37 protein-coding genes are annotated in these 26,950 nt (G+C 55.8%); 23 read left to right on the top strand and 14 right to left on the bottom strand.

All coding sequences use genetic code 11. The features are described from left to right. Window positions 1-2 precede the first annotated feature (2 nt). From ACSQ3J_RS05545 to ACSQ3J_RS05515, 7 genes are all read right to left on the bottom strand, one after another. Window positions 3-404 carry a hypothetical protein gene (locus ACSQ3J_RS05545; RefSeq protein ID WP_436038868.1) on the bottom strand — a complete coding sequence of 134 codons (402 nt, stop codon included), beginning with the start codon at window positions 402-404 and terminating at the stop codon, window positions 3-5. Beyond that, the gene (locus tag ACSQ3J_RS05540; protein ID WP_436038867.1) at window positions 394-624 is read right to left on the bottom strand and encodes a hypothetical protein; all 231 of its coding nucleotides are present in this window, start codon (window positions 622-624) and stop codon (window positions 394-396) included. Before ACSQ3J_RS05540 ends, ACSQ3J_RS05545 begins: the two co-directional genes overlap by 11 nt. Next, window positions 621-1,070, bottom strand: a complete 450-nt coding sequence (locus tag ACSQ3J_RS05535; protein ID WP_436038866.1) for a hypothetical protein — start codon at window positions 1,068-1,070, stop codon at window positions 621-623. Before ACSQ3J_RS05535 ends, ACSQ3J_RS05540 begins: the two co-directional genes overlap by 4 nt. Continuing rightward, the gene (locus tag ACSQ3J_RS05530) at window positions 1,015-1,428 is read right to left on the bottom strand and encodes a hypothetical protein (protein ID WP_436038864.1); all 414 of its coding nucleotides are present in this window, start codon (window positions 1,426-1,428) and stop codon (window positions 1,015-1,017) included. The genes ACSQ3J_RS05535 and ACSQ3J_RS05530 overlap by 56 nt, the downstream gene beginning before the upstream one ends. Continuing rightward, window positions 1,425-1,967: a hypothetical protein gene (locus ACSQ3J_RS05525; RefSeq protein WP_436038863.1), complete on the bottom strand. Its 543-nt coding sequence runs from the start codon at window positions 1,965-1,967 to the stop codon at window positions 1,425-1,427. Before ACSQ3J_RS05525 ends, ACSQ3J_RS05530 begins: the two co-directional genes overlap by 4 nt. A 193-nt stretch (window positions 1,968-2,160) precedes the next feature. Then, complete coding sequence (locus tag ACSQ3J_RS05520; protein ID WP_436038862.1) at window positions 2,161-3,012, bottom strand: hypothetical protein; 852 nt, start codon at window positions 3,010-3,012, stop codon at window positions 2,161-2,163. Then, the gene (locus tag ACSQ3J_RS05515; protein WP_436038861.1) at window positions 3,009-4,613 is read right to left on the bottom strand and encodes a GAF domain-containing protein; all 1,605 of its coding nucleotides are present in this window, start codon (window positions 4,611-4,613) and stop codon (window positions 3,009-3,011) included. The genes ACSQ3J_RS05520 and ACSQ3J_RS05515 overlap by 4 nt, the downstream gene beginning before the upstream one ends. Before the next feature lie 1,352 nt (window positions 4,614-5,965). On the opposite strand from ACSQ3J_RS05515, the gene ACSQ3J_RS05510 reads away from it, so the two are divergent. The 5 genes from ACSQ3J_RS05510 to ACSQ3J_RS05490 all read left to right on the top strand — a co-directional run bounded on the left by ACSQ3J_RS05510 (window position 5,966) and on the right by ACSQ3J_RS05490 (window position 10,357). Then, window positions 5,966-6,166 (top strand): hypothetical protein, encoded by a 201-nt coding sequence (locus ACSQ3J_RS05510; RefSeq protein WP_436038860.1) that lies wholly within the window; start codon window positions 5,966-5,968, stop codon window positions 6,164-6,166. After that, window positions 6,166-7,086 carry a hypothetical protein gene (locus ACSQ3J_RS05505; protein WP_436038859.1) on the top strand — a complete coding sequence of 307 codons (921 nt, stop codon included), beginning with the start codon at window positions 6,166-6,168 and terminating at the stop codon, window positions 7,084-7,086. Before ACSQ3J_RS05510 ends, ACSQ3J_RS05505 begins: the two co-directional genes overlap by 1 nt. Before the next feature lie 124 nt (window positions 7,087-7,210). Beyond that, on the top strand, window positions 7,211-8,089 hold the full coding sequence (locus ACSQ3J_RS05500) for a hypothetical protein (protein WP_436038858.1): 879 nt from the start codon (window positions 7,211-7,213) through the stop codon (window positions 8,087-8,089). An 81-nt stretch (window positions 8,090-8,170) separates the two neighbouring features. After that, window positions 8,171-9,208 (top strand): nucleotidyl transferase AbiEii/AbiGii toxin family protein, encoded by a 1,038-nt coding sequence (locus ACSQ3J_RS05495; protein WP_436038857.1) that lies wholly within the window; start codon window positions 8,171-8,173, stop codon window positions 9,206-9,208. A 90-nt stretch (window positions 9,209-9,298) separates the two neighbouring features. Beyond that, the gene (locus tag ACSQ3J_RS05490; RefSeq protein WP_436038856.1) at window positions 9,299-10,357 is read left to right on the top strand and encodes an RNA ligase family protein; all 1,059 of its coding nucleotides are present in this window, start codon (window positions 9,299-9,301) and stop codon (window positions 10,355-10,357) included. Between the two features lie 198 nt (window positions 10,358-10,555). On the opposite strand, the gene ACSQ3J_RS05485 is transcribed toward ACSQ3J_RS05490, so the two are convergent. The 5 genes from ACSQ3J_RS05485 to ACSQ3J_RS05465 all read right to left on the bottom strand — a co-directional run bounded on the left by ACSQ3J_RS05485 (window position 10,556) and on the right by ACSQ3J_RS05465 (window position 13,657). Continuing rightward, window positions 10,556-11,410: a DUF3800 domain-containing protein gene (locus ACSQ3J_RS05485; RefSeq protein ID WP_436038855.1), complete on the bottom strand. Its 855-nt coding sequence runs from the start codon at window positions 11,408-11,410 to the stop codon at window positions 10,556-10,558. A gap of 197 nt (window positions 11,411-11,607) precedes the next feature. Further along, window positions 11,608-12,315 (bottom strand): hypothetical protein, encoded by a 708-nt coding sequence (locus tag ACSQ3J_RS05480; RefSeq protein WP_436038854.1) that lies wholly within the window; start codon window positions 12,313-12,315, stop codon window positions 11,608-11,610. A gap of 4 nt (window positions 12,316-12,319) precedes the next feature. Next, entirely contained in the window at window positions 12,320-12,712 is a 393-nt protein-coding gene (locus ACSQ3J_RS05475; protein WP_436038853.1) for a hypothetical protein, read from the bottom strand. A gap of 27 nt (window positions 12,713-12,739) precedes the next feature. Beyond that, a complete protein-coding gene (locus ACSQ3J_RS05470) occupies window positions 12,740-13,321 on the bottom strand; it encodes a hypothetical protein (protein WP_436038852.1) in 582 nt (193 codons plus the stop codon). An 18-nt stretch (window positions 13,322-13,339) separates the two neighbouring features. Further along, window positions 13,340-13,657, bottom strand: a complete 318-nt coding sequence (locus ACSQ3J_RS05465) for a hypothetical protein (protein WP_436038851.1) — start codon at window positions 13,655-13,657, stop codon at window positions 13,340-13,342. A gap of 137 nt (window positions 13,658-13,794) precedes the next feature. Here ACSQ3J_RS05465 and ACSQ3J_RS05460 point away from each other — a divergent pair, with 137 nt between their 5' ends. Further along, the gene (locus ACSQ3J_RS05460; RefSeq protein ID WP_436038850.1) at window positions 13,795-14,097 is read left to right on the top strand and encodes a hypothetical protein; all 303 of its coding nucleotides are present in this window, start codon (window positions 13,795-13,797) and stop codon (window positions 14,095-14,097) included. Window positions 14,098-14,109: 12 nt separating this feature from the next. Here ACSQ3J_RS05460 and ACSQ3J_RS05455 read toward each other — a convergent pair whose 3' ends face one another. Further along, window positions 14,110-14,691: a hypothetical protein gene (locus ACSQ3J_RS05455; protein ID WP_436038849.1), complete on the bottom strand. Its 582-nt coding sequence runs from the start codon at window positions 14,689-14,691 to the stop codon at window positions 14,110-14,112. A gap of 29 nt (window positions 14,692-14,720) precedes the next feature. Then, window positions 14,721-15,236, bottom strand: coding sequence for a hypothetical protein (locus ACSQ3J_RS05450; protein WP_436038848.1), 516 nt, complete (start codon window positions 15,234-15,236; stop codon window positions 14,721-14,723). A gap of 170 nt (window positions 15,237-15,406) precedes the next feature. Here ACSQ3J_RS05450 and ACSQ3J_RS05445 point away from each other — a divergent pair, with 170 nt between their 5' ends. The 17 genes from ACSQ3J_RS05445 (at window position 15,407) to ACSQ3J_RS05365 (ending at window position 26,909) form a co-directional block, all read left to right on the top strand. Continuing rightward, complete coding sequence (locus ACSQ3J_RS05445; RefSeq protein WP_436038847.1) at window positions 15,407-15,667, top strand: hypothetical protein; 261 nt, start codon at window positions 15,407-15,409, stop codon at window positions 15,665-15,667. 39 nt (window positions 15,668-15,706) lie between these two features. Then, window positions 15,707-15,967: a hypothetical protein gene (locus tag ACSQ3J_RS05440; protein ID WP_436038846.1), complete on the top strand. Its 261-nt coding sequence runs from the start codon at window positions 15,707-15,709 to the stop codon at window positions 15,965-15,967. Between the two features lie 64 nt (window positions 15,968-16,031). After that, a complete protein-coding gene (locus ACSQ3J_RS05435; RefSeq protein ID WP_436038845.1) occupies window positions 16,032-16,376 on the top strand; it encodes a hypothetical protein in 345 nt (114 codons plus the stop codon). Then, complete coding sequence (locus tag ACSQ3J_RS05430; RefSeq protein WP_436038844.1) at window positions 16,373-16,627, top strand: hypothetical protein; 255 nt, start codon at window positions 16,373-16,375, stop codon at window positions 16,625-16,627. The genes ACSQ3J_RS05435 and ACSQ3J_RS05430 overlap by 4 nt, the downstream gene beginning before the upstream one ends. An 8-nt stretch (window positions 16,628-16,635) precedes the next feature. Further along, window positions 16,636-16,896, top strand: coding sequence for a hypothetical protein (locus ACSQ3J_RS05425; RefSeq protein WP_436038843.1), 261 nt, complete (start codon window positions 16,636-16,638; stop codon window positions 16,894-16,896). Further along, window positions 16,893-17,246, top strand: a complete 354-nt coding sequence (locus tag ACSQ3J_RS05420; protein ID WP_436038842.1) for a hypothetical protein — start codon at window positions 16,893-16,895, stop codon at window positions 17,244-17,246. The genes ACSQ3J_RS05425 and ACSQ3J_RS05420 overlap by 4 nt, the downstream gene beginning before the upstream one ends. Before the next feature lie 179 nt (window positions 17,247-17,425). Further along, complete coding sequence (locus ACSQ3J_RS05415; protein WP_436038841.1) at window positions 17,426-18,070, top strand: hypothetical protein; 645 nt, start codon at window positions 17,426-17,428, stop codon at window positions 18,068-18,070. Between the two features lie 2 nt (window positions 18,071-18,072). Then, a complete protein-coding gene (locus tag ACSQ3J_RS05410; RefSeq protein WP_436038840.1) occupies window positions 18,073-20,250 on the top strand; it encodes a terminase gpA endonuclease subunit in 2,178 nt (725 codons plus the stop codon). Window positions 20,251-20,265: 15 nt separating this feature from the next. Continuing rightward, window positions 20,266-20,514 (top strand): hypothetical protein, encoded by a 249-nt coding sequence (locus ACSQ3J_RS05405; RefSeq protein WP_436038839.1) that lies wholly within the window; start codon window positions 20,266-20,268, stop codon window positions 20,512-20,514. After that, window positions 20,514-21,803 (top strand): phage portal protein, encoded by a 1,290-nt coding sequence (locus ACSQ3J_RS05400; protein WP_436038838.1) that lies wholly within the window; start codon window positions 20,514-20,516, stop codon window positions 21,801-21,803. Before ACSQ3J_RS05405 ends, ACSQ3J_RS05400 begins: the two co-directional genes overlap by 1 nt. Then, window positions 21,760-22,083 carry a hypothetical protein gene (locus ACSQ3J_RS05395; protein ID WP_436038837.1) on the top strand — a complete coding sequence of 108 codons (324 nt, stop codon included), beginning with the start codon at window positions 21,760-21,762 and terminating at the stop codon, window positions 22,081-22,083. Before ACSQ3J_RS05400 ends, ACSQ3J_RS05395 begins: the two co-directional genes overlap by 44 nt. Before the next feature lie 445 nt (window positions 22,084-22,528). Beyond that, the gene (locus tag ACSQ3J_RS05390) at window positions 22,529-23,626 is read left to right on the top strand and encodes a hypothetical protein (RefSeq protein WP_436038836.1); all 1,098 of its coding nucleotides are present in this window, start codon (window positions 22,529-22,531) and stop codon (window positions 23,624-23,626) included. Beyond that, window positions 23,544-24,065 carry a hypothetical protein gene (locus ACSQ3J_RS05385; protein WP_436038835.1) on the top strand — a complete coding sequence of 174 codons (522 nt, stop codon included), beginning with the start codon at window positions 23,544-23,546 and terminating at the stop codon, window positions 24,063-24,065. Before ACSQ3J_RS05390 ends, ACSQ3J_RS05385 begins: the two co-directional genes overlap by 83 nt. A 37-nt stretch (window positions 24,066-24,102) precedes the next feature. Continuing rightward, window positions 24,103-25,146, top strand: coding sequence for a major capsid protein (locus ACSQ3J_RS05380; protein ID WP_436038833.1), 1,044 nt, complete (start codon window positions 24,103-24,105; stop codon window positions 25,144-25,146). Between the two features lie 120 nt (window positions 25,147-25,266). Next, window positions 25,267-25,629, top strand: a complete 363-nt coding sequence (locus ACSQ3J_RS05375) for a head-tail joining protein (RefSeq protein ID WP_436038832.1) — start codon at window positions 25,267-25,269, stop codon at window positions 25,627-25,629. Next, window positions 25,616-26,086 (top strand): hypothetical protein, encoded by a 471-nt coding sequence (locus tag ACSQ3J_RS05370; RefSeq protein ID WP_436038831.1) that lies wholly within the window; start codon window positions 25,616-25,618, stop codon window positions 26,084-26,086. The genes ACSQ3J_RS05375 and ACSQ3J_RS05370 overlap by 14 nt, the downstream gene beginning before the upstream one ends. Window positions 26,087-26,102: 16 nt before the next feature. Next, window positions 26,103-26,909, top strand: coding sequence for a hypothetical protein (locus ACSQ3J_RS05365; protein ID WP_436038830.1), 807 nt, complete (start codon window positions 26,103-26,105; stop codon window positions 26,907-26,909). Window positions 26,910-26,950: the final 41 nt, after the last annotated feature.

The following is a 26,950-nucleotide window of genomic DNA, read 5'->3' as shown; positions in this document are numbered from 1 at the left end:
GTTCATTTCGGATCACCGTTGGCGTGCTCGTCGCACAGGACCTTCCACCATCCAGTTTTTCGGACGATCCCCCGCTGGCCGCAGGTTTCGCAGATAATCGCAGCGGCCGCTACTGCCTTACTAGTTGCCGCATAAACGGCATCAGTTTGCTCCGGCTCGCACTCGTACATGATTTCGAGGGCGCTCCACTTTTCCCCTGCGGCCACGAAACGAACACCTGTTAGCTCGGACAAATCGTGCATCAGCTTGTCGAGGATGGCGTGCCAACCGGAGCCGCAATAGTAGCGCCGACGAGCGGCTTGCAGGTCGGCGGGGTCCACACCTTTGGTCTCAGGGGTGATCAGCGACCGCCGTTTGATCCGGTCGGCTGCCGAACGAACCGGGTCATCCTGGTCATCCGGCATGATAGGTCTCCATTTCCTGGCGGATCGCACCGACAATCAATCGACTAACGGCAATCTTACAACGCGTGATAATCACCCGTTGCTCAAGCCCAGCGAGATGGGAGAAGCGATCCCTGAAATGATCATGCTGGCTGGGATCACCGAGATGCCCGCCGGACATCAAATAGTCGACGACAGCGCCGGTGATCGCCCGATCATGCTGGGGAAAAAGCTTTCTCATGCCCGGTCTCCCGCGTGGTTTCTGCAAAGAGTCTGCATGTAGCCTGACGTGATCAATTCACCAGGATCGCCACACAGTTCACACGTCCGCATGCTCAGGCTTTCGGCGCGGTCGCGGATCGCCAGAATTTCGGCAGCGAGTGCTGACGGAAAATGAGCGGCTTCATTTTGCGGGCGGACATAGATGCGGAGACCGCCAAATTTTTCCTTGATCTGGCGGACTGAGGCACGCGGCAAACAGCCGTGTGTTTCGAGGCTGACCTCGATATCACGGAGACTATCGGCAATAATTGGCAGCCATCCCTCGCCCACGGAGAACTCAACCTCGGGAGGCAGGATGCGTGAATGTTTGGCACGCATATCGGCGATGAACTGGTCGCGGCTGAAATTCTCAGGAAGCATACGAGTCTCCCGAAGCATGCTCGTCGCAGAAAACGCCTTCACCATGGTCGCCCAAAATGGCAGTCCGCAGGTAGCCATCGGAGCCGCAAACGCTGCAGGTTTCTTGAGTGCGGCCGGTGAATTCAGTCAGCGCCTCGACACATGCCATCGCGCGGCCCGGTGTCCAGGTATGCGACGGCATGATCGGGCTAGCAAAAGCCATTGCGCTGCTATCGTAAACGTCGACGCGGACGGCAACCCAATAAACCGTGCGATCACGGATTGGGTCGATTGACGACAAACGGTAAAGGCGCTCAAGCAGGTCTACAAGCGGCTGGACCCAACCGTCGGGCAGATCGCACATTGTATCATGCCACATTGGGCCGTACTCAGCCTTCAGCAGGGAGGCGATATCGGTCTTCATGCTGCGATCTCCACGTCCTGCATTCCCGTCGTCAGCTGCTGGAATGTCCGTGGGGTGTAGGCTGTGTCTGGGCAATCAACGCCAACATCGCGGCTGCGACCATACGCGGGCAAACGACCGTGCGAGTGACCATAAAAATGCCAAGACCCGTGGCAGCTCGCGCTCCAAGTTCGCATTGCATAGTGATGCAGGATAACGCGCTCGCCGTTTTGTTTTGTTTCCGCGTAGTGCGTCGGTGGCTGATCCCAATCGAGTCCGGCAATCGACTTACGAACGTCGCCGCGATTGTCCAAATCGTGATTGCCAAGGATCAGGCGCTTGCGGCCTTGCAGCTGGCCGAAAATGGACGCAGTGCGAGCGGGATCGAGGTAGCTGAAATCGCCCAAATGCCAGACGATATCCGTCTGTTTGACGGTGTCATTCCAGGTCTCGATCAGGTGGCGATCCATCTCATCGGTCGATGAAAACGGACGGTTCTGGAGCATCAACTGATGCCCAAAATGAGAGTCGGCGGTGAAAAATTGTTGGGTAAACGCCATGGTGCGAGTCCTTTTAATCCAGTCGATCCAGTCTACGTGACCCGCGCAAACGGGCGATCCAGCGGTTAGGCTAGGTCTATTCGTAGGTCTCTGATCGAAAGAACTCGCATTTCAATGTGCCTCAGTTGGCGCGTTTGGACTCCGTTATACAACCACAAGGGAGTCCCCGGTTCAAGCGGAAAAATCAGCCTGGTTAACCGTAGCTTACTGCTGTCGCGGTGATCGGATCGATCTGGTCGATGATCTGCTCGCTGTAGCGGCTAGCAATGCCTTGCGTCGTAGGTTTCCCGTGTTTCGCGATGTAATCCAGCATGAAGAAATGATCGGTCACGAAATTGCAGGCGGGAATATAGCTGGCTCCTGGCGGGCGGCCGCGCATAAACATCCGTCCAAATGCCTGATGCCAGTGCGTGGGAAGACGAACTTGGTTTTGAGGCTCAGACATCTTGCGTAGGGTCGCAACGATCTTGCCGCCGAGAAGCCTATTAGCTTCTTCGATTAAAGGAAATTTCGCACGGAGGCTCCCGATCACATCGATGTCCATCCATCTTTGATTTTGGACAGCGGTCTTATCGGCAAACGGGAAACCTTGAAGAAGTTCAGCCCACCTGGCTCCCTCGGCGTGAGCGTCGTCTTCGAGCATGTAACGGTATTCGGGCCCGATTTTGCTTTCATCAAAGCCGTACCGGGTGTTACTTAGATCGACGTCCGGTTTCGGCGACTTTTTAATTCGGCTTTTCGGCTTACGCGAGCGATCAAAGACGGCCATCAGGTCATAGTTTTTTACCATGTGCACGCGGGTCAATTCCGAGATTGATAGCAAAACGTCTTCCATACCGTCGGCGTCATTTGGCAGCAAAAGCCCGCTGATGGGGGTGTTGTTTCGGTCACTTCCTACCGGGAAGGCGAGAACACCCCTATAAGCCGGTTCGCCGTTCCACTCTGCCGTCATTCTCCGAATTTCGTTCATCAATTCCTTAAGATCGGGTACCGGAAGCTCTCTGTCTATTTTGAACACGATAGCTGGGAAGATTGTATCACTCATTGGTAAGATACCTCCGTTGTCATTAGCGGTGTCAGGTCTGCCAGCAGGCTCGACCATTCAGTCTTTGTCGGTTTCACTTTGATTGCTGTCCGCTGATCCGCCACAGGTGTAGAGAGGCGTAAGATCACCTGTCTGTCTCCCGACCAGTCCGTAGCGTCGATTTGTTCAAGGATGTTGCGGTAGTGGAGGTCTTCAAGGCCACGCAGCTCAATGATCGCTTTTTTGCACTCCTCGAACGTTTCCCCACCAGCGCCGACAGGAACTACAACCCGGGCTTCCGCGTCGGCGTTCGCTTTTTGAGCAGCTCGGTCCTTACGTCGTTGCTCGGCGGTGATATCGGCAGCGACAACACTCTTCAGCTTACGGGCCTTGCCTCCCATTCGCTCAATGCGGGCGATCTGGCTCTCCATCCGATCTCGAACCGAGGTCGTAGCAGCGAGATCAGGGCTGGCATCTTCTTCCGCGAAAAACGACCAGGCGGCCTGCTCAGCACCAAATTCCTGGATTGCAGTAAGCAGGCTTTCGCCCCGGAACACACGGTCTTCGTAGCCAGCAGAGCGAGGCTTCTTATCCAGAGCCTCCTTTAAGACGGTCAACCACAACTCAAAGAACTTCTTCTCAATGTAGCCGCCGAAGACGGTTCCCCTGCCGAAAAGCTTCACGGCTTTGGACCATACCCCGCTGTCAATCCTATATCGTGCGTCGTCTGAGCCTCCGACCGCGATATCGACGCGAGCGCCACGTATGAGCTGAGGGCGCGGCGGCTGAAGTTTGAGGGCGAAGTCGAAGTACCGAACCGTGCGTCCTCGACCTGGCTCGTGGATAACCTGTAGCGAGGTGCGGAAACGCCGGACCTTTTGAAGGTCTTTGATTGAACGTTCTGCAAAGTCCTTGAGCTTGCCGACGTTGAGCTTGCCTACTGATCCCCTTGGAAAGTCGATGATGTCTGCGAGCTGATCGGGTGTGAGCTGGACGAAGACCTCGTTGGCCTGACCCGCTTGCCACTGGCGACCGTGGCTCTCTAGTGCCAGGTGCTTATAGAGCGCCGGAGAATATTTGGATGACATCGCTCGGTCGGTGAGCGCAGCAAGCTCCACATATGCATATCTCGGCATCGTCCTCATGAGCTGACGGATCGGCGACGGGAATGAGTAGCAGATACGGTGGTCATCTTTACCAAGTTCTTCCCAGGTCGTTACCATGGGCACATCGACAAACCGCCGGTCTAGCTTCTCGCTATCGCCGAAATTGAGTGTGACCTCACGCAGCTTTTGGACCGACTTGACGACCAATTCTTTGCGGGCGTCTTGGCCGAGAAACCGGGTAACAGCCTTCAAGGACACCGAATATTCGAGCTGTTGCATGGGCTGATCAGTCTCGTACGCGTATGACAGCATGATTTCCCAGACACCCACGTCGAACACGGTCAGGTCGCCTCCCTTGCATACGGTGACACCGGTCATCATTTCCGGCGGGCGCGGACTTGCTGGTGCGATCTCCAGGAAATTGGATGGTGTCTCCTCAATTTTTCTGAGGCTACCTTGTGGTTGCGGCGTGAACGATTGCCGTGCTGGCATTTGTATTGGTGGCCTGTAATTCATTTTTTTGCTCCCTGTTACTTAAGTGTTGTTGTCGGCGGAGCAGGATGCAAGAGATTAAATCCGTGATTTTGTTGACAGGGATTTGGACGCGGACTGTTCCAATTCTCGTCAACATATTTTGGGATTTGATTGTTAACTCACGAAACTGGCACATGTTTCTCGGTCAACGGTTTGTCTGAATTTGGTTTTGGGAAATCCTGGATTTAAACGAAATTTGAGTGCCCGGGTTTTTGGGGAATCCTGGATTTAAAGAATGTGGACAACGATTGGCGACCACTAACTTTCTTGTTAGGTGACGTCCACAGTATTTGCCCAATACAGAGTAAGCATATTAGGCTTTGATTTGTTTTTAGATTTTCCCGGTCGCTGCGCTGGCTTTTTTGACGAAGTGCAGAGAGTGCTATTGGCACTGCGTTTCTGCTTCTTCCGTCGGGTCCTATCGGACATCCGGAGCTGGGCTCTGGAGCGGAGCAAGAGGCTCGGCCTGAGACTGATCATGTGTCGTCGGCGCGGGCGGCGCAAGTCCCACAACGGCGGGCGACGTTTCGCACGTTTCTTGCATCGCGGCGACGTAACGTTGTTACAGCACGTAGTGACGCGTGGGGAGTGTGATGATGCCGAGACAAGTCTCAGGGAAGAACGAGGGGGCACGGATTCGACAGCAGCGCTATCGTGCCCGGCTGGCTGCGAAGCGAGAGCCGGAGGTCGCCGAGCTGGATACGGCAGCGGCAACGGCCATTGCCCAGCTTGTTGTGGACCTGGAAACTAATTCTGTAACGGGCGGAGCGAAGGAAACGCTGACCCGCCTACTTCAAGCAGCGGTCGCTGATCTCAAGTCGAAGGGCTACTCTGCTCCATTGTCCGGTCGCCTTATGCACCGTCGGCTAACCTGGCTCAAGGAAGCAATCAAAAACCCGTCTGCGGACTGGCCGACCAAGCGAGGCCTCTATGACCAGCGGTAGGCTCTCTCCCCATTACTTCGTAGCTTTCAAACACGGATATCAACCATCACCTGGTGACCGTGAAGGGGCCGTGCGTCGCGCATATCGAGCAGTCCGGTACCTGGCGTCGCTAGACCTTGATCACGCTCAGAAGGCCAACAAACAAGGCTTCAGCCGATCCGACGTGCGGCGTGGTCATAACCTTGCCGGTTGCCCGGAGGAATCAGTGGTCAAACATTTCGCCCTCGCGGCTTTGGCAGTGCAACTTGCGCAGAAATATGACCGCCAACTGCCCGTATCGCTCAAAGTACGGCCTCCTGCGCAAGCCGCTCTCGACGTCTAGGATCAAATTCCTGTTTGCGAATTCCGCCGACCGGTCAAACATAGGTCATCCAAGCTCCGGGCTCCGACATGACCGTTTTCGATCTCACCGACCTATCACCGACGGAGCTTGCTGATTACGAGCGCCGTTTCCAGCAAAATCTTGCCTTCTACCGGACATCGGAGGTTGAGGCGGCGAAGCGCGGCAACGGTCAGCTCTATCGAGTTGCGGCGACTGTCGCGCTAAAAGACATACGCAACCGGCGTCAGCCCGTCAGGAGCGTCCGCTGATGACGGAATACACATCCGGCCAAACCAAGCCCCACGAAATTGCGCTCCGGGTTGGCGACCTTGAAGCTGTCGTCAAAGGCCTGCGGGACACACCGCCAGCGCCGGTCGAGCCGATTGACCTGACGGCATTGGTGGCCAAACTCAATCGGCTCTACACAATCACTCTCCAGGGTGCTCAGTCATCTCTTTCGTCCAGCGACCCTGCGGCCCCGACGATCTTCGACGACGTCAACGGTTCGCTGCACTATTCCGTTTTCGGTATAAGCGAGGAAGTCCGCGACTACCTGATCGCTGGGGGCAAACCGCTTTTCGAACTCCTCATGACCGCGACCGACACACGCTGGATCGGGTCAGCGTCAAACATCGCCGACATCGTCATGGGCCGCTCAGATGGCGACTACGATTTCGCATCGCCGATCATCGCGCACGCCGAAGGATCGCTTGCACGAACGGTATTCGGATCGCCGGAGATGCTGACGGCCATTGCCGAAGAACCGTTTTTCGGACTGTCCTTCGCTGATCGTGTTTTTGGCTCGCCGTCGGATATCTCGGAGACCCCGATCCAGGCTCAGATCGTGACCATGCAGGGCGACATCACGAGCATCACGAGCGACGTCACGACTATGCAAGCTGATATCGACGGCATGAAATCCGACATCTCATACCTGTTTGACGTCGTCGAAACGGGCAGCGGAGGGGGTGGTGACGGCGGCCATGACTACGGTCCGGAGATCAGTTCTCTCACGGACAGGGTGACTGCCCTGGAATTTGAGGTCTCCATGCCTGACGGCGGCGACGACAGCGCCGAGATTTCAGCATTAACGGGTCGGGTTGAGCTGTTGGAGGGGGTAGTCAACGACCTTCTTTCCCAAGTCGCCGATCTTTCAAACAGGGTGAACGACTTGGAGGTCGCGGGATGATGACACTTGCATCGTGCGCCGCCAGGACTCACCATTACCTTTCCCCGCCGGTTCATTTCCTTTCCGGCTATCTTGGCCTGTGCGCGACTCCGCTGCCGGGCCATTTTTCTGAGCGGGGTAACCAATGATCAGGGCAAGTTTCAGTTACAATTCGGCCGCCATCCGGCAGGAATTGGACGCCATCGGCCAGCGAGTCTTGCCTCGGGCCTTGGCCGAGCAGCTCAATGCGACGGCGTTCCTCGTTTCGCGGAAAGTGGTCGATGAGCTGCGTCGTTCCGTCAGCAACCCGAAGCCTTTCACTCTGAGGCCAATGAAGGTCACTAAGGCCAGATGGCAGGACGGCGACCGGATGTTCGCCTCGGTCGACATGCAGGACAAGCAAGCCGACTATCTCTGGTTTCCGATCACTGGGGCCACTCGTCACCCCGGCGACCCCGGAACTGCCCGAACCGACATCATGACCTTTGCCGCCCAACCGACCTCTTTCGGCGGTGCCTTTAACAAGCCACGCTTTAGAGCGATTTCCAAGAAACACCGGAAGGAAGTTACAGGTCGAGCGGCGCTGCGGGTCCAGCGGGTAGCTCATCGCGGCCAAGGACGGCTACCAGACGCTCTCAGGTGGGTGAAATCTTCACGCAATGCGCCTGGATTGTTCTTTGGAACCGTCAACGGCACTAAAGGCTATTGGCAGCGACCCGACCGGTATTCCCGAGCAGAGCGAAACGGCCTTATCAACGCAGCCCGGTCTCAAGCGGGGCACATCCCAAGCTTTCGTTTTCATGCGAGTCAGGTCACCGCAGGATCGCGCGGAGGCTCCAATCTCTCGTGGACCAAGCCGGGGTCGAGACTGAAGCTCTTGCTGGCCTTCCAGCCGACTGTGCGGGCACCTGTCACCGTACACTACGACACTGCTCTGCACGCCGGATATCTGCAACAGATGACCGAGGCCAATTTCGTGAGGGTCCTTCAGGATAAGAAGGCCTGGTTTATGAACCGGCCATAGCTGTCGGCCGATCCGCCGACATTCGTCGTATGCATCGGCCGAACGCACGCTTCTCCCAACAACGCTTTTGGGAGAGCGACCATGTCGAACAACGACGAAATCATCAGCCCTGGATGCCGTCTCATCGACCGCATACGCGGGGCAGCTTGCTACCACGGCATCGACACTCGCAAGGCAACGGAGCGTATGCTCTGTGAAGAGATTTCGCGGGGCCTATCCAAGCACCTCATCCCAAAACACATGGTCAAAGGCGGCCTTCTGTGGCCGCAGATCACCCGCGAGACGGGCGATCTCGATATTCTTTTCGAACGCAAGATCGAGCCCCACGAGATGTGCCGTGCCCTGGAAGCCATGAAGCCCGACCTTGCCGCCAAGGGTATCGTCCTGGAAGCTTATTCCAAGACGCCGAAGCCTCTTTGGATCGATGGAAATGGTGGTGATCGCTACGACATCGTCGCGAAAGCTGGCCGAACTCGCATCAATACGCATTTGGACGTTACTGGAGGCACCGATCTTTTCCCGAAATTCCGGCCGGAACGCCGCCACGGCAGCATTTTCTTCCGCGACCAGGTACCGCTCCTTGGTCTCTACCAAAGCTTCGAAAGCCAGGCAGCAGATAAGCTTGCAGCCGTCGTGCTAGACCCTACAACGACCCGGTGGAAGGACTTCCGCGACCTGTCGATGCTTTTCGCAATGAAACTCGATGCCTCGCTGATCGGCGCGGAACTGGTCCATAAGTTGCGCCGGAAAATCGTCAGCGACGACGAGATTATGGCGCTGCTACCAGAAGCTCCTGAGGTGTTCGCTTACGAATTTGCGCTCGACAAGGCTCAGGTCTGGGAGCACTGGCGCGACAAGAATGCCAAACAGATGGACGATTTCACCGACGTTTTGTGCGACGGCCGTCACCTGTATCTAGATGTCCGACGGGCGATGGCGACTACCCTAGAAAATCGTCGTGAGCGTCACAAGCGTGCCGGTCACAAGCCGACCGTCGAGGAAATCCGACAGCTGCGCGTCAAAGCCCAGCGCGTGATCGACCAGGGGCAGCGTGTCGTGCGACTGGGCGACTACCGGCCGCAAGAACACAGTGCGTCCCGCTATCGGCCGAAGATGTAGCCGTGGAATTTACGTCAACAAAATAGGAATAGATTCCTTCTCCGCCGACAAGCAGAATTATCCTTAGGCACCAATCTAGGGAGAATTCTGGTGATCAAATACCCATCAATCGACCAATTCCGAAATGCTATTCATACCGTCCAAAAGCTGACACGCTCGCAGTTTGGCAAGCGAGACGCGTCTGGCGAGCTTATTGAGAGCCAGCCGCGCACCTGGACCTTTCCTCCGGTCGAGTTCACCGGCACCGTCAAGCTTCATGGCACCAACGCTGCCGTCGTCGTCAAGGATGGGAATGTTTCCTATCAGTCCCGAAACCGCATCCTGACGCCTGATGATGATAATATGGGCTTTGCAACTTGGGCGTCACAGCATGAGGACGATTGGAAGAAACTTGCCAAGCAGTTCGCAGACTGGGGACAAACCAATCCTGGTTACGTTTCCCCGACAGGCGTTGCGATCTTCGGCGAATGGATCGGCCAGAACATTCAGATTGGCGTTGCGATCAGCGAGCTGTCGAAGCGTTTCGTCATTTTCGAGATCGTGGCTACCGACGGAACGCCTTTGCACATCAACCGCATTCATCCTTCATGCGATATCTACCGCCTCCCAGCAGACACCTACCTCATCACCGACTTCCCGACTTGGACGATGACCATCGACATGGAGAACCCGCATCTATCTCAGAATGCGCTCGTCGACATCACCAATGCGGTTGAAGCCGAGTGTCCAGTTGGAAAAGCCTTTGGAATTTCTGGCATTGGTGAAGGCGTCGTCTGGTCTGCCGACGTGTCCGGTCACCGCATCCGTTTCAAGGTGAAGGGAGAGAAGCATTCGACGTACAAAGTGAAGACTTTGGCTTCTATCTCGACCGAGAGCATCGACACGATCAAGGAATTCGTCGACAGGGCTCTTTCCGATACCCGTCTTAATCAGGGGTTGGACTTCCTGCGTGAACACGGTCTGGCAATCGACGTGACATCCACAGGCGATTATATCCGGTGGGTCATCGGAGACGTTTTCAAGGAAGAGGCTGACACCATTGCCGCTAACTGCTTGGTCGACGCTGAGGTTCGCAGGAGAATCGGCAGCGCCGCAGCACAACGCTTTAAGAACCGCATCTGGACCGACCCGGAAACAGACGCAGCATAGTCAGAGGGCCTTGGGGCCCTTTTCCTAGCAACTGACTCAGCCGCCTCGGGCTCGTTCAATTCTCAGAAATCATATTTGGTAACAAGAGTACGTTCTGTCCTTTTTCTTGTTGCGAATCCCGCAAACAACCCTATTTCTGGATAGGCTGGTTGGAGCGAAGTTCTGGCACACGCCGGTCCTCTCTTAATCGAGATAGCTTCAACCAGTTGCCACCTTCACTGCCTTGAGCTTGATTGTTGGCCGCGCATTCCATCTCACGATTTCTCTCGCACCGTTCGCACAACTGCCATCGATACTTGGCCAACCGGTCCGCTCGAAGGCATGAAGTGCAAGGGATGTCTTCGTGGCGTTTGCTCCTGCCACAAGATGTCGTCCGTTTCGATATGACGTCAGCGCACCCAGGACCACATCAAGCAGTTGAAGTAATGGGGTCTCAGACGACGAGTGTTGTTTGATAGATCGGATGCATGTATCGAGCTTGGTGTTGTAACGTCGGCGCTCGTGCGTCTTCAACGCCCCGATCATACCAGGCAGCAATGCCGTGCAGTCGCCGCCGTCGCAGATGACATCCACGATCCACCTACTGCAATACAGGCCCACCGCACGGTGGAGAAGCAATTGGTAGAACGCCTTGCTGACAGTGTCCGTACGCCGACGGTCGCCGGATAGCTTGTCGTCGTAATCTGCAGTCTTCGAAAAGCGGATATGGAAGTGGAGCTTGTTTTCGGCGATGAGATCGAAAACCAGGTCGATATAAGCCTTGTGCAGAGCCCCACCTTGCGAACTTGCCCTGTTCCACTTGACCTCGCCAGTTTTCCCGAACGCCGTCTTGATTTCATCCATGCGCTTTAGGACCTCATCGACATGCTTCTTCGGCAACGCTAACCCTGCGACTGCAAGGTATTCGTCAGCTGTCTGGCTGGACTCGTCGCAAATGTAGAGGAGGTCGGCACGCTCTGGCATGACGGCTTTTTTGGCTGGCTCAGGAAGCGAAATGGCGATGGTCTCCGATTCATGTGGTGGCCATAAATACACCCGCATGGTTGCCGTCACCTACACAACATCCCGCAATTCTCCGATATTTTCGAATTATCCCAAAGTGGTCCCCGTAATACTTTGGTGAAGCGTGATCCGGCTCTGCTGAAAGTGAACGTTTCTGCGTCTTGCACTGCTAAAATTCAATTCTTGCAATCCATAGCCATTTTCACAGCTGCAAGAAGAGTTCGGAGGCCGCTGAAGCCCAAGTCTTGTCAGGATGAACGGTCGAATGAGCCTGGCGAGGTGGGCGCTACGACCGCGATCACAGTCGCAGCCCGCTTTTTCCGATCTTCTTCCATACGAGCCATCATAGCTGCCTGTTCAATTCTCTGCTTTTCCTTCGAGGCCTTGATCTTGGCGATTGTCCGCTGAAAAATGTCTATGGGATTGTCTTCGTATCGATCCTGTGACTGGACGTCGTAGGCTTCTTTCAGCCGGTCCAATATGTGAGCCGCATGAAGGCCGACCTCGGAAAATCGCTGTTCCAGCTCCTCAAAATACTCACTGTAGTCTGGAGGTCCGCTCACGTGATCGGCGACGAAAGCGGCGGTCTCAGACGCTGCTTTAACTCGTCCTGGAAGCAGGAGACACCGGTACATCAGTTCCGATGGTATCGACGGCCAGTCAATTTCTTCCGGCCATTTGATTGAGGGATTGGGGACGGTGCCGTGGACGACGCCATGTTCGTCTTCATATTTTTCCTCGTCAATCACGTCGACGCATTGGGTAATGAAATGATCGAGCGTGGTGGCGAGTAGCATAGCTTGGTATTTCACAAGCCGCCGACGCTTCCACCAGTCGGTGAAAATGTCCTTTGCGCCGCCGATGAAGACACCAAAGGCGGTGACTAGAAGCGTGCCGCACACGGTGATAACCACCCGACCGAAGTCGTCTTTCGCGAACTCCTTCAGCCAATCCACAGCATCATTCCCCAGACTTTTCACGAATTCGTTGAGCCATATCCGCGCGATACTCTTTGAGGTTTCGACGACTGGAAATCGTCTTTGCCGCAACATTGACGAACGCCGCCTCCCAGGCCGCTCGGATAGGCTTCCTGTAGATAAACAAGATGACCAAAATGGCGATGATGGCCGCGATCACGCCGCCAAGCACAATCCGGTTGAATTGCTGTTGCTCCAGAGCGAGCCGCCGAGCTTCGTCGGCCATACTCATGACCTGTCGCACGCAGTCGCCGTATTCCTTGTCGGCGTCCACAGGAGTGCCCGACAGGGACTCCCTCAGCTTCGCGTTTTCTTTTATCGCGCTGTAGTCGCAGCCCGCGTTTTCAAAGTAATTGCCGGTCGGAAAAATAGTCATCCAGCGTCTCCAGTGGCGGCCGTACGATCACGGAGCGCTGTCAAAAAACGACACCATAAGCATTCCTGAAACCCCGCCACCGGCATGAACTTGCTGGACGCTGAAGTTTTTCGGAGCGTCAAAGCCCAGTAATTCACCCCTATAAACCGTCAGAGTGCTGCTGCCTTGCTGTTGGTCGGCGATGGTGCGGACGGTGTATTTGGTCTCGATAAAAGTTTTCACAGCCTTCGCCATCTCATCGTCGGCTTCAGTAGCTACAGAACAACTGGAGCTGGTAAATCCATCGGCCGTCTTCCTGGCAAATGCGACAACGAAAGAATGATCCGTACCGGACAGCCCCCACGCGGAAGTGGCGTCGGGATTGATCGTTGGTAGAGCCTCGGCGGGCAGCTTGGTTATCTTCATTTTGAAGAAGTCACCCGTCTGATGGACGTACGGCTCTAGCAGCTTCTCATCGAGCTTGCCGCCGATACAGATATTTTCCAGTAATCCTTGAGCTGTTGGCCCTTCCTGCGCCAACGCTGCATTGGCAAGCAATGTGGCGAGCACGGTCATGACCCACGTTGTAATTCTGTGCATTAATGCCCCCAATTCAGCGAACTGCTTCATTCCGGCTGAATTCGCTGCCTAGTTGCCGCCGAACATTCCACGCATCCAATCAATACCTTTCACCAAATTTTCGGCTTGGTCACTCGTCAAACCGCAGCTCAAGCGAGTCTTCACCGCCGCATCGTTATATGGAGCTGCGCCGATAACCAGCCTGAGATCAGGCTGGCTTGGGACATACAGAACTTCCCACATACCGATCCTTCCACACTCGTATGCTGCCCTGTCGCTCTCGTTGCCGCTTAAAGCAATGATCAAGTCAGCCTCATTAGGCTCGTCAGGCAGGGTGACGGTGGCCTTGAACTTACCTTTTTCAATCAAATGTGCCGAAATCGTCATGGAATGTTGCGCTCCCCCGTTTCCAATATACGCGACCAGAGATTGCATGGCCGAAAAAGAAAATCAATGGGTTGGGCTTGCCGCCGAAGGATTGTCAGCCAATCATTAGGTATCGAAACGCGTAGGGAGACGCGTCCATGTCTATCAAGAACGGCCCCGCATATGTCGTCGGTCAAGGCCTCTATAATTTCGCCTTTATCCGCGCCCGCTTTGAAACGCACTTGGTCCAGCAAGCCCACCCAGCCGACGAGGTTGAATTTCAGGCGGCGGCAATGACGCTGATGAGCGTTATCCACCATCTCAAGAACGTCAGGGGCGACGAACGCGCTTTGGGCAGCAATACCGTTATTGCTGAAGACCTGCACCAGATGTTCATCCAAACGATCATTGACCTGTTGTTCGATATCTATCGGATGAAGAGCCTTGAGGTGGCAGCGTAAGCGCCACTAGCGTCAAGCTTCGTCTTCAAGCTCCTCGTCATCCGGTTCCCAATCCGGCGACTCCTCAACAAACAGGCCTTCTTGCCGTAAAAATACCTCCCACTCCCGCACCATGCGCTCGAACAGTTCGATGACGGCATACTTGGTGCCGTCAAGCTCGATATACGCCCAAGCGAACATCCTGAAACCGGGTGGGAATGGTTGATAGGCCACAAAGGGCGGTTCGAATCTCACGGTCGAGCCCGTCGACATGTTGTCCATTTTCGGGCCGAATGTCATGACGACATGTTTGACCGAGTTGGCGATCTGGCGACACAGTTCCAGGTCAGGCAGTCGGATGGCATTCGTCGTAATGAAGCCTGGAATTACGCCATGCTTGCCGCGCCCCTTGCCCGTCAGGCGCTGGTGGGCTTCATCATCGACGGCGTGGAGGACCCAGTCGATAAGATGGAAAGCATCGACCGCACAGTCGAACGCAGCGTATTGTGCGGCCCGACTGGCCTCTTCGACACGGAGGCGTTCGATGTCATATAAGAGTTTCCGGTATAGGTGGATGGGCTCGTCCATCCCGAAGGTCTTTGTTGGCTTTTCCATCGCTACAGCTCGCAATCTGATCGGCGCAGCTAAAGGCCGAGCCCAGGGCAGTGCTCAGCCAACGCGAGCGTCGCCGTCGTAAAGCCCTCTGACATAACTGCTTTAAATCCCTTATCGTCGCCCAGCTCCGGATGGACTACGGCTACATCGAGACGATAACCTCGACCGATTGAGTCCGCTATCGCCCCCGATTGCTCTGGCGTCAGATCGGCTCTGATGGAAAGCGCCCCGCCTGCTGAGACGACAGGTTCGGCATCGACACCCAATTCCTTTTGGTCACCCTTGATCTTGTAGCCCAAGAGCATCTTGGTTCCTTTGAAGTAGGTCAGCTCGTCCGGTTTAGCGTTCATCACGGTCAGAACCTCGATATCGAGACGGTTGCCATTGCAAGTCAGATAAATGGCGGTGCTGGTCGCGTCGGGATTGGTGGCAACACCTGTGACCACCAGCTTCCCCGCGCTATCGAGCCGAGCAAACCAGGCGGCCGAGGCCTCTGACGAGATCAAAGTGGCAATGATGGTGGCTGCTAAAGCGATGCGTCGCATCCGTGTTTCTCCGGTTGTTTGGCAACTTCTAGCCGTAAAAGGTTAGAGTTCCCTTGTGAGCGAAAAGCCGCCTTACCACCCGGTTACGGTTTGAGCCGTTTCCAACTTTTTCTCGACGACATCAACTTTTCAGAGTAAAAATCTCGACATTCTAAAACTTGGAGATGTATATGAAATACAAAGCGAAAGCCGTTACGTTCAACCCTGAGACAGACGTAAAACATTCGTCCAACTTTACAGTAGAAGCACCGACCGATGACGTGATCGTCTGCGGCCAGTGCGGAGCCGAGATCATCAAAGGCATTAGCCAAAAGTCCGCGCAAATCTATTTTTATGGGCAGGACAACAAGAATGTCGTTTGTGACTGCCACAAATGCGGTGCCACAAACCTGCTGTCCGAAGCCTCTGCGCGGGATGCTCTGCAGGATTGAGTTACCAGGACTGCAAGGCCGTGATGTTGAGGTGAAGGAATGACCGAACTCTATAACGACTACGGCATGGTGGAGATCGTTGGGAAAGGCGATCTGAGCGACCGGTTCGTAAAGGTACGGTTCTTGGACATTCACCTTGCCTACACGAATGGCGTAAAAGATGGCTACTTAGTGTTTGCCGATACGATGCGTTACAGGATGGATGGCGAACCGGATTCGTTTGATGTCAGTGCGGACAACGAGCTGGGTAAACAGGCGCACGAGCTAGACGAGGCTGCTTTCCTGCGATCCCTCGAATAGTCCTTGCGGCCGACAGTTTGTGAGCCAATCATTACTGCATCGAAACGCGTTAGGGAGACGCGGGATGACTGATGCAGAGGCCGACGCGCAATACATTAGGTTTGAAGCCACATTTGACGACGCTCGGTCATTTATTGAGCGTCGACTAGCGCGAGAAGGCGTCCATGCCTCCGATATCCCATTTCAAGCCGCTGCCATAGCCGCTGTAAACGCAATTCGAGAGATTGGTAGAGTGCAGTTTCAGGCGGGAGTTGAGGCCATCGCGTTCAACGCCGACAATGATGCTGATTACTTTTCACGGCGTGAACTTCTAAGGACCGCGAACATGAAGACAAGTCAAATCGAGCAGATCATCACCAATATCATGTACGACATCCGGCGCATGGAAAAGCCTGAGGTGGCGGCATGAGTCGATATTCAGACGAATTCTTGCTCGACATCGTCAATTCCTGCGACTGCCCAGATTTCGATCAAGAGATGTCAGGGGATCAGTTGTTCGATGCCAAGGACGGTTGGAAGGTAGAGGTCTTCTACAATGCTGGCGAGCCCGATTACCTTAGCAATATCATTTCGCCTGCTGGCAGACACGTCGGTAGCTGGGACGACAATGGCACGGAGAGCCGTCAGCGGTTGCTCACCTGGGCCGGTATAGAGAGATAGGTGAACGCATGACAGACTATCGTAACAACTATGAGCCCGTTGTACTGCTCGGCAAGGGATCATTGACAGACCGCTTTGTCCGCGTGCGCGGCGGCGTGTGGACCGCGACCCACCATAAGCAGGAATACTTGGTGTTCGCCGATACGCTGCGGTTCAGGCAGGATGATCAGCCGCATCCGCTCGATGTGCGTGAGATGGTTGTCGTCAGTCATGAGGAGTTGGAGGGCAGCGACGAGCAGGTTAGCCTTACGATTGAGGTGAAGGCATGATCTACACAGACCTCTACCTCCTCGATATCGTCAATAGCTCGCCAGCTCCTGAGTACATCGATGATGGTCGATTTCAGTGGTCGCTTGTTTCATTTCCGGCTCGCGACGGGTGGAAGGTGGTTTTCAGCTATCGAAGCGCTGGATTGAGCCGCGTGGATCATTTGGTGACGCCACAGGGCATGGTCATCCCGGTCGATGGTGTAGACCGTCTTGAGTGTTGGTTTGAAGATGACTGGCAACGATACCTTGTCAGCGAAAAGGTCGAAGGCGGCCCAACCAAGCCCACGACAAGCACATGGCAAGTGGCTCCTGCTCCAATCCTTCAGACGCCGCGTTCGCTCGATTTTTAGCCGACGGGGCCCCTGGCCATTTCCCTGCCATGCGGTGGATTGGAGGCCGCATCTTGTCTCCGGATCGGACATTTGAAAAATCAAGTCAGCATCAGCACCTCGCGCGGAAAGCTACCGCGCCTTGAATCTTGCAGCCCGCAAAGCCCCAATGTTTCCAGAGAGTACGGAAGCATTTCACGATGGCCAAAGCCCCGCGCAAGAGAGACCCACTGCTGAATTCTGTCGATGAAGCTGAGGAATTCTCAGCACCCCTCGATTCCGATTCATCACCCGCACTGACAAGACGCGAGATGGCAAAGCAGCGACACGTCTCCCTCAAACAGCTGGCGACACTCATCAACCGTGACCGCAATACGATCATGAAATATCTCGACCAGGACATGCCGTTCGTTGAGAAGGCTGATCGGGATCGGGGCTTGCAATGGGTCTTGGACATCGCTGAGTGCGTACGGTGGCTGGAAGAGCGGGCCGCCAAAAACGTGAGCGCCAAGATGGGTGATGGGCTCGACATCCTGCCTTCCCTCGACGTCATCGAGAAGCGCACAAAGGCTGCGAAGATGTACACGACCGAGGCCGAGATGGCGGAAACCATCGGCGTCGTCGCTCGAATTCACGACATACTCGCGCTGCTCAAGCGGGATTATTCCGAATTGCGGGTTCGATTGATGGCCGTAGCTGAAGCCGTATCAGCCAAGTTCGAAGATAAGACCGCTGAAAAGGTCAAGCGCGAGATCACCGAACAGATCGCGTCTTCTCTCCTGACCCTCCGTGCGGATGCGGATGTGCAGAAAATCCAGGACAAGACCGCCAGCAAGGGGGTCTAAGGGTGCCTTTAGACCTTGTCCAGAATCGGGAAGAAGCCCGCGCCGCGCTCGACGCCTATGACTTTTCCATCGGCTTTGATGAGTTGAGGGCAAGCGTTGAAGAACTCAAGAATGAGTTTCTACAGATACCGGTCTTCGTTGATCCGGTCGATTGGGCCTATGTCAACATTGCCCTGTCGGCCTCAGAGACGTCGCGTCCCGGCCCATTCAGGCCATCAGTCTATCAGCGAGAGATGATGCGACTGGTCACATCGACCGCCGTCCGACAGATCACGATTCTCAAAGGCGTACAGATTGGCTACTCCAAGACCCTAAAGATCATTTTTGCCTATGTCGTTGCCTACATGGCTAAGCGCGTAGCCGTTGTCTTCCCGACCCAGCGTGACGTCAAGCGGTTCTACAAGGACGAGATCGCCGACATGTATCAGTCGGTGCCGGAGCTGTCCAAGATCACTCGCGAGCTGGAACGCGGGGTTTCACAGGACACTTGGAACGAGCAGCGCTTTATCAACAGTGCCATCGCCTACTTCCGCGCAGCCTTCAATGAGGACGATCTCCAGTCCTTCACGGCCTGGCTGATGATGGCTGATGAAGTGGATCGCTCCGGCTGGCAGCCGAAGAAGGATTCCGCAGGTAACAAGCTTGAACAGCTCCGCAACCGTGGCGTTGACCTTGTGGGTTCTAAGCTCATCGTCGGATCGACACCCGGTGTCCGCCACATCTCGGTTATCTGGCAACAGTGGCTGACCAGTGACCAGAGTAAACTCTACGTCAAATGTCCGCACTGCCAGGCAGAACAGGAGCTTATTTGGGGTTCTGACAAGACCGTGAACGGCTTTGCGTGGGACCTTGATGACAATGGTCGTGTGTCTGCTGGATATTACCGTTGCATCTCATCGACCAAGGAACAGGTTTGTCGCATCGAAGAGATCGACAAAGAAGAGATGATCGATGCCGGTATCTTCAAGGCTACGACCGTTGCGAAGGTCCCTGGCAACGTAGGTCTCCACGTCCCTTCCTGGCTGTCGATGTCGCCGGGTGCCACCTGGAAGGTCCTGGCGCAGAAGTGGCTGAACGCCCAGGGCGATGTCGAAAAGCTCAAGGAATTTGTCATGTTCAACATGGCCGAGCCTTGGGACGAGTTCGATTCCAGATCGTTTGTCGGCGAGCGCTTGGCTGACAAGACGCGATCCTATCCCGCCGAAGTCCCGGATGATGTCGTTGTTCTGTTGCTCGGTGGCGACGACCAGACGAACAAAGAGGGGGATGCCGTCTTCAAATTGGCGTCTCGTGAAATCTCCGTCGTCGGTCTGAACCGCCGGAAGGAACCGCGCCTGATCCTACACAAGATCATCCCCGGCGAGGTCGGAGAAGAGACAGCCGACGCGATCTACCGGCACTATGTCGACCGGCCTTACCACAAACGCGACGGATCGAAGTGGTTCGTGCAAGCCGGGGCTATGGACATGGGTGGCCACCATGGCGACCAAACCATGATTTTTGCAGCGTCCTTCCCGCCGAAGAACGCGATGTTTGCCATTCGTGGGGCGAGCCCGGCAGAAGGTACAAGGCTGCCATCGCTATGGCCGAAGGATATCGGAACCGCCGTCAGGAAGAAGCGGAAGCTGTATTTCTACACCGTCGATACTCAGGCGGCCCGTGACAGGGCCGCTGAGAAGCTCGTGCTGTCCGGATCGCATGCTCCAATCTTCCCATCATCGGTACCAGACGACTACTTCGAGAAGGTGACCAGCGAGCACCAGGTCAAGCAGAAGAACGGCGGATATCACTGGGAACCAAAGAAAGGTCGCCGTTCCGAGGAGGAGTGGGTCACCATCGCCTACGCTTACGCGGCATACGAGGGCCTATGCCGGAAACGCCCACAATGGCGCGACTTGAATCTTGCAGCCAAGAAGCTCGGAGTACCGGATATCGCTGTCGATGAAGAGACGGACGAACTGATGTGGGAATACGACGGCGCGGACCAATCGGTCATGGCCAAGGAAGCCCCGGATGAGTTCCCACAGATCGAGCAGCATGTGTTCCGAACGGTGAAGGTCGAAGGATCGCATCCGTTGAAAGAACGAAAAGTGAACCATGCACCAGTGCAGCCGATGGCGGCTGCTCAAGCTGGGGGCGAGCAGACAAGGAAGCGTCGGCGTGGCGGGATCATCCGCTAGCGGCGGGAGGTGCGGATGAAGCTTTTCAGAAACTGGTCGCGTGCGCGTATCGCGGAGACTATCGATTTCCTTGAGACTAGCCTCGCGAACGGCGTCCAGTCGTCGTCAACGCAAGATCAGGGCTCAATCCAGTTTAGCTCTCCCGAAAACGGCTTCCGCATCCTGCGATCTCTCTATGCCCGGCTCGACGAAGCTGACGGTAAACCCGCCGACAGGACCGGCCCTCGCGTGATCCATCAGCGTATCTCCGGAGGGACGTTTTAATGGCCGAGCGTAAAACCATTACACTGAACAAGGCTGCTCTGGCATCGTCAACAGCAGCGGCTCCGGTCGCTACTCAGGTCGTCACCACGCAAACCCAAACGCTGAGATCGCCGCGCCGTGGCAGCATCCGCAGCGCCGTTAAGACCGTTCTCGATTTTTTCAGATCGAACGGCCGGACTTATTATCAGGCTGCCACCCAGAACCCTCGGCTGCGCATCCCGATGGACGTGGGACCCAACTCCCACAACGCCGAGATTGCTGTCATCCGCGCTCGCAGCCGGTATGCCAAGGCCAACCACGCTTTTTTCAAGCAAGCGATCCGGCAGATCGCTAACAACTGTGTTGGCTACGGCATCCGTCCGATTATCGTCGACAATGACCTGGAGAAGGTCTGGGACAAATGGGTCAACGAGGCCGATGCTCGGGGTCATTTTTCATTCTACGGCCTGCAGTGGCATGCGGTTGAAGCCCTCGCCACGGACGGCGAAGTCCTATTCCGCATGCGAGATCGCATCGACGGCGATATGCAATCGGGCGTACCGCTGCAGCTTCAGATCATGGAAGCAGACCATCTACCACTGGGCTGGACGCGGCAGGAGCCGAACGGCAATTACACCCTGGACGGCGTCGAGCGAAACGCCATCGAGCGTATTACCCGCTATTGGTTGTATCCTCGTCACCCGGCTGACTGGCGCGGTGTCATCAATGCTTTCCAGCCGGTGCCGATTGATGCCGCTGACGTTTGCCACCTGTTCTTGCCGGAGCGGCCGACGTCTGAGAGGGGTATCCCGTGGGGTGCCGCAGCGCTGAACAAGCTCGAATTCCTCGAAGAGTATCATGTCGGCGAAGTCGCCAAAAAGGCGATCCAGTCTAAAATCACCACGTTCTACACCAGGCCGTTGAACGAGGAGGGCGGTTTCGCTGGCAACAGTGACGAAGAGCTGGACTTCGTAAATCCTGAGATCGGGTCGGCCGTTGAAGTTCCAGAAGGTTACAAGGCCGAATTTGCTCAGATGCCCGCAACTGACAGCAACTGGGATGGCTTCAACCGGACGATCATCAGCGAAGTCGCTGTCTGCCTTGGCCTCTGCTACGAACTTCTAACGTTAGATTTCAAGAACCTGACCGACCGTGGATATCGCGCGATGATGCTGCAGGTCGGCAAGTTCTTGGACAGCGTCATCTACCACTTGATCGTCCAATGCTTCGGCAAAGTCTGGCGCAGGTTCCTAAGCCGCCGCTGTTATGTCAGGTGCCTGGAAAGTCCCAGCCGGGAAGACAATCAATGACTTCATGTATCCAGAATGGATGCCGCCGCCTCGTGGTCACGTTCATCCTGTCCAGGAAATCGAGGCTCTCGTTGAAGCCGTTAAAGCTGGTATTCTCAGCCATCAGCAGGCGACGGCAGAAATGGGTCTGAACTCGTTAGAGATCGATCTGCAGAACAAGGAAAGCTTTGATCGGTCAAAGGCAATGGGCCTCTTCTACACCGTCTTCGAGGGATGGACGGAAAAGCAGCAGGCAATGGCCGCCACCGAAAAAAACACAGGTCGGGGGGCGGAGGAATAATCCATTCAATTCCGCCCCTTACTAGAAATGTCAACAATTACAATGGGGTTAGTTGAGGGAACCTCCATTTTAGGGGTTGCGTCAACCAATTTTGCGAGTCACGCTTAGTCATCGAAACCCGGAAATTAGAAGTGAAAATCATTCCCGAAAATATTACGTCTGCGAACCTCGTTAAGTTCTACCGGTGCTCAAGAATTGGTTGGCCAAGGGAATTTCAACGGCTTGCAAGAGTCATTGAGCGGCAGTGCCGTAAGCGCCACTTCAGGAAAAAATATACGGCGATGGGTGTCTGGCCCATCCCGCCGGTTGAACCGCGACCCTACTGAAGTCCAAGCCGGGTTAGCAGCCCGGCTTTTTTCATGAGAATTTTTTATCGGCGGCCATCATCGAATCTTGCAGCCGCCGATGCGCAGACTGATCTCGACAGTTATTTTCGAGATAGTGAATGCCAAACGCACAGCTCAGACTCAGGTCGTCGGACTTACAGCACCGCGCTTTTGCCGGGGCTCCGACATCCGTGGACGAGGCTGAAGGCACTTTCGAGATCATCGTGACGACGGAAACCCCAGTCGTCACATGGGTGCCAAAACCCAATTCCCCGCCCGACGAGTTCGGATGGATGGAGTGCGTCGAAGCCGACGAGGTCCTTGAGGCCGCTGGCCTGGATTATAGCCGCACGCCTCGAATGCCGCTGCTCGACAGCCACGATGCCCACTCCAGTATCGATAAAATTCTCGGCCTAGTCGAGGATGTCCGCGCCGAGGGCCAGTCTATCGTAGCCCGGGCGACACTCTCATCTGTCCGCAAATACATGGCCGCCGACATCCGTCGCGGAATGTACGGTCAGGTGTCTGCCGGGTATTCCGTACAGGAATACGAATACGTCGAGCGGCCAGGGCAGAGACTGCTCGCCATCGCAAAGCGCTGGACCCTTCAAGAGGCCAGTCTCGTCGCAATTGGTGCCGATCCGTACGCAAGCATCCGAACAAAATTCAGTGCCGATCAGCGCCAGAAGCGTTCGGCCGAACCCCAAAACAATGAGGAGAAATCCATGGAACTCGAAGAACTGGTCACCAAGGCCGAGGATGCGGAGATGGCCGCTGCGGCTGCCGCCCAAGCTGTCGTCGACGCCTCGGACGAGGGCGCTTCGGAGGAAGTCGTAGCCCGCGCCAAGGCCATCCGCGCCAAGCGTGCCGAAGGCGATGAGCCTGAAAAGACGGACGACGCCCCAGCTGCGTCTGCCGACGACGACGCCAAAGACACCGACGAAGAGAAGAAAGAGATCGAGGAGGTTCGCGCTCTGGCTCGTTCGCTCGGCCTTTCGAAGATCGTTGATGACGGCGTGAAGCTTCGTTCTTCCGCCAAGACAATCCGCGCTGGTCTGCGCACGGCGTATTTCGCCCGCTCCGCCATCCCGGCTCAGACCCAGGACGTAACGGCCATCACCAAAGGACAGCGCGATGTCGACACGAAAATCAGCCACCGATCTGTCTACGACAATATCAACGGTCGCTCTAACGCTGGTGGCGCTCGCAGCAATTAACAATCAGACCACGGTGATCGTGGTCAAACAGGAGATTCCAGAAATGGCAACCATCTACAAAGGCCCGGCAAATGGCCTAGCAATCCTCTCGGAGGGCAACGGTAGGATTTCATACGACACCATCACACTGCGTGCTGCCGACGCCACACGTGATGCGGCAATCTTCGTCGCGCCGTTTACGGTCTACGAAGCCAACACCGTCGTCGTCAAACACGGCACCTTATACGAGCCGCTCACCGACGTGCAAATGACGGGCGCGGAACTCGGCGATTTGGAACTCGCAGTCCTTGTCAACAGATCGGTGCCAGGTCCAGCCATCGCTCTCGTTAAAGACACGGAAGTTTGGGGCAAGAACCTAGTCATTACACAGTCGCCCGCCGTCGCTGGCGAGGAAGACGTCTTCAAGCACCTTAATTTCCAGCACATCGTTGTTCGTTAATCGAACAAAACATGAACAATAGTAGGAGAAACACGCAATGAGTTTCGATATCGCAAATGTCTTTTCGCCCGGCCAAGAGCTGTGGGAAACGGCCGTAGTTACCGGCTTCGTCAACAAACAGCCATACGTCCCCGAGCTAGCCTCGAAGTGGTTTAAGTGGAACTCGGAGGGCGTTGCTCAGAAGACCCTGATCATCGAGCGTAACGAAGGCAAGCTGGCTGTCATCCCAGAAGCCCCACGTGGTGCCGACGGCATCGTGCTCGACCGTGACGAACGCAACGCTACGCCCATCATCATTCCCCATCACCCGGTCCGCGAGACCCTTCTTGCTGTTCAGTTCGAAGGCATTCGTGCCGTCGGCCAGGAACTCGAAGAAACCGTCGAGACGGAGCGCGATAAATTCCTCGTTCGCCTCAGCCGTGCCAATCGCCTGATCTGGGAAATCGGTCGCATGGGGGCGATCACCGGCATAGTGATCGGCGTCAATCGCGATGGCCAGATTGTCGTGAACCGCAACTGGTACAACACGTTTACAGGCAAGGACGGCGCTCCACTCGTTCAGACCACGAAGGCGATCAATTTCGCTTCTTCGAACACAAACATTAGGTCTGCTCTAATCAGCGCTCGCGACGAGTCCGAAGCCCAGCTCGGCGATCTCTCTGCCCGTGGCTACGTCGCCGTCTGCGGTAAGAACCGCTTCGCTACGATCACCGACCACCCCAAGTTCGAGAAGGCCTTCGAGCGCTACAACGACGGTTCGCATCTTCGTGACGACCTGGGCGTCAACGGGTTCCAGATCGCGTCCGATATCCAGGTCGTCAAATACAATCGCGCCACCGTCGGCGGCCTGACGCTGATCGGCGACGACGACATGTACATTGTGCCGCTGGTCGATGAAGGCATGTTCGAAACGCGCTTCGGACCTGGCACCTCGATGTTCGACCTCGGCAAGCCTGGGCTGCCGGAATATGTGTCGGCTGAGCCGCTGAAGCACGGCAAGGGCGTCGAATTCGAAGCTCAGACTAACCCGGTTTCCTGGTGCTCGCGCCTCGAAGCCATCGTGAAAGTTACGCAGTCCTAAGCGGGCCTGCGTTTCCGACGGCGGAAAGGCTCCCTACTTTCCGCCGTCAACTATCATGCCAGAGATTGGAACCTAGCTGAGGTTAGCTTCCATAAGCGGACCAGAAATCCAGGAAATACGATGGTTTCGAAGCTCTTCGCACACAGCAGCAAAGCGCTCTTCCGGGTCTTTCGGGAGGAGGGCGGTGCCTTATGGCTCCGGGAGGGACAGACCCAGCCAAACTACCTGGATTGCCAGTTCATATCGAATTGGGAAGACATCTCCGCCGACGGTATCCGTATGTCCGACGCGACGGCAAAGGCGACATTTCAGGTGTCCGATGTCCTGGCAATCGACCCCACCCGCACGGGTCAGCTTTTTAGGAATGACGGCCGAGATAAAATTACCGTCAACGGCAAAACCTTCATCATCGAATCTTGCAGCCCGGACAGTCATGGTTGGATCAACGTTAGTTTGATCGGTCCGATAGATGGCAGCAGCTGAGCACATTCGCACGCAGGTCCGTAAGGGCGTTAAGGCGCACCTGGCGGCGGCTGTTGGTGACCTGAATGTGCACTATGCCAGCCGGATCGTGCGGTCGTTTCAGTCAGATAATTTTCCGTTAGTCCTGATCGCTGTGACCGATATCCCCAGGCCATCGGCCGATCCGACAGCCCCCATCGTCGAGCGCGACATCACAGTGTCCCTTAAAGTATCCGAGCGTACCGCCTTTGAAGATGTCGAGGATCGCGTGGATGCCATGTGCCTCCGACTCGAAAAGGCCCTCGTGAGGCCTGGCGACCTCGGCTTCGGAAAGCACTGGGGTTGGAAAGTCGGAGCGACCTCTGCGCCTGAGCTTGAGCCTCTGACCGAAGACACGCTGCTCATGTCTGTCGTGATGCCGATCACCTTCACCGTCTCCACCTTGGACACCGATCCTAGCCGGAACATCAACCCATAATTTTTAGGAGAACAAAATGGCAACTTCGCCAATAAAGCAACTCACAACCGGCCAGCGTATCATGGGCGGCATCGTGGTTTTCAAGCCGAAAGGCACCAACAAGTTCATCAAGATCGGTCCAGTCGGCGCGGTCACCGTCACTCCGACACTGGAGGAAGTAGAGAGCCGGAGTGACGAATCCGGCACGTCGCAGAAGATTGGCAACTGGGTCGTCAAAACCGACGCGACAGTCAACATTGCCGATATCCAGATGTGGACGCAGACGATCTACGAAGCAATGTTCCTGGCGGTAAAGGGCTACAAAACCCAATCGGCTGTCGCATCGGCTGTATTGCTCGTTGAGGACGTTGCGGTTGGTGACGTCATCCAAATCCCAGGCATCAAGCCAACGGTCACATCGGTCACCGACGGTGCACCATCCGACCCGGTCGCCTATCTGGAAGACGTGACGGGTTTTGGAAACGGCAACTATATCTACCAGCGCAGCCGTGGCTTCCTCGAATTCACTGCGATCCCCGAGGATGCTGGTGCCGATGCGAAAGTTACCTACGCTCTCGCGGCGGTCACCGAGGCCGACAAGATCGTCGAATACGACATGATGCGGACGTCTGGCATCCGTGGCGAACTCCAGGTGCTCGGCGTTGTTGACGGCGGTCTGCCGGGCGACGCTGTCGACTACATCTTCCACGACGTCGAATTCCGCCCTCAAGGTGATTTGGGCCTCAAGGATGCGACCGCGCTGAACACCGCCTCGCTTACGGGCACCGTCTACAACACTGGAGGGGCTGGCTACGGCTACGTCCGTCCCGTTGCTACCGTCTAATTCAAACAACGGCGGCTCCGCACAGGGGCCGTCTCCACCAT

The organism is Rhizobium sp. LjRoot98, assembly GCF_964252935.1.
In the GTDB taxonomy this organism is placed as follows: domain Bacteria; phylum Pseudomonadota; class Alphaproteobacteria; order Rhizobiales; family Rhizobiaceae; genus Pararhizobium.
This window is presented reverse-complemented; position numbering and strand designations above follow the sequence as displayed.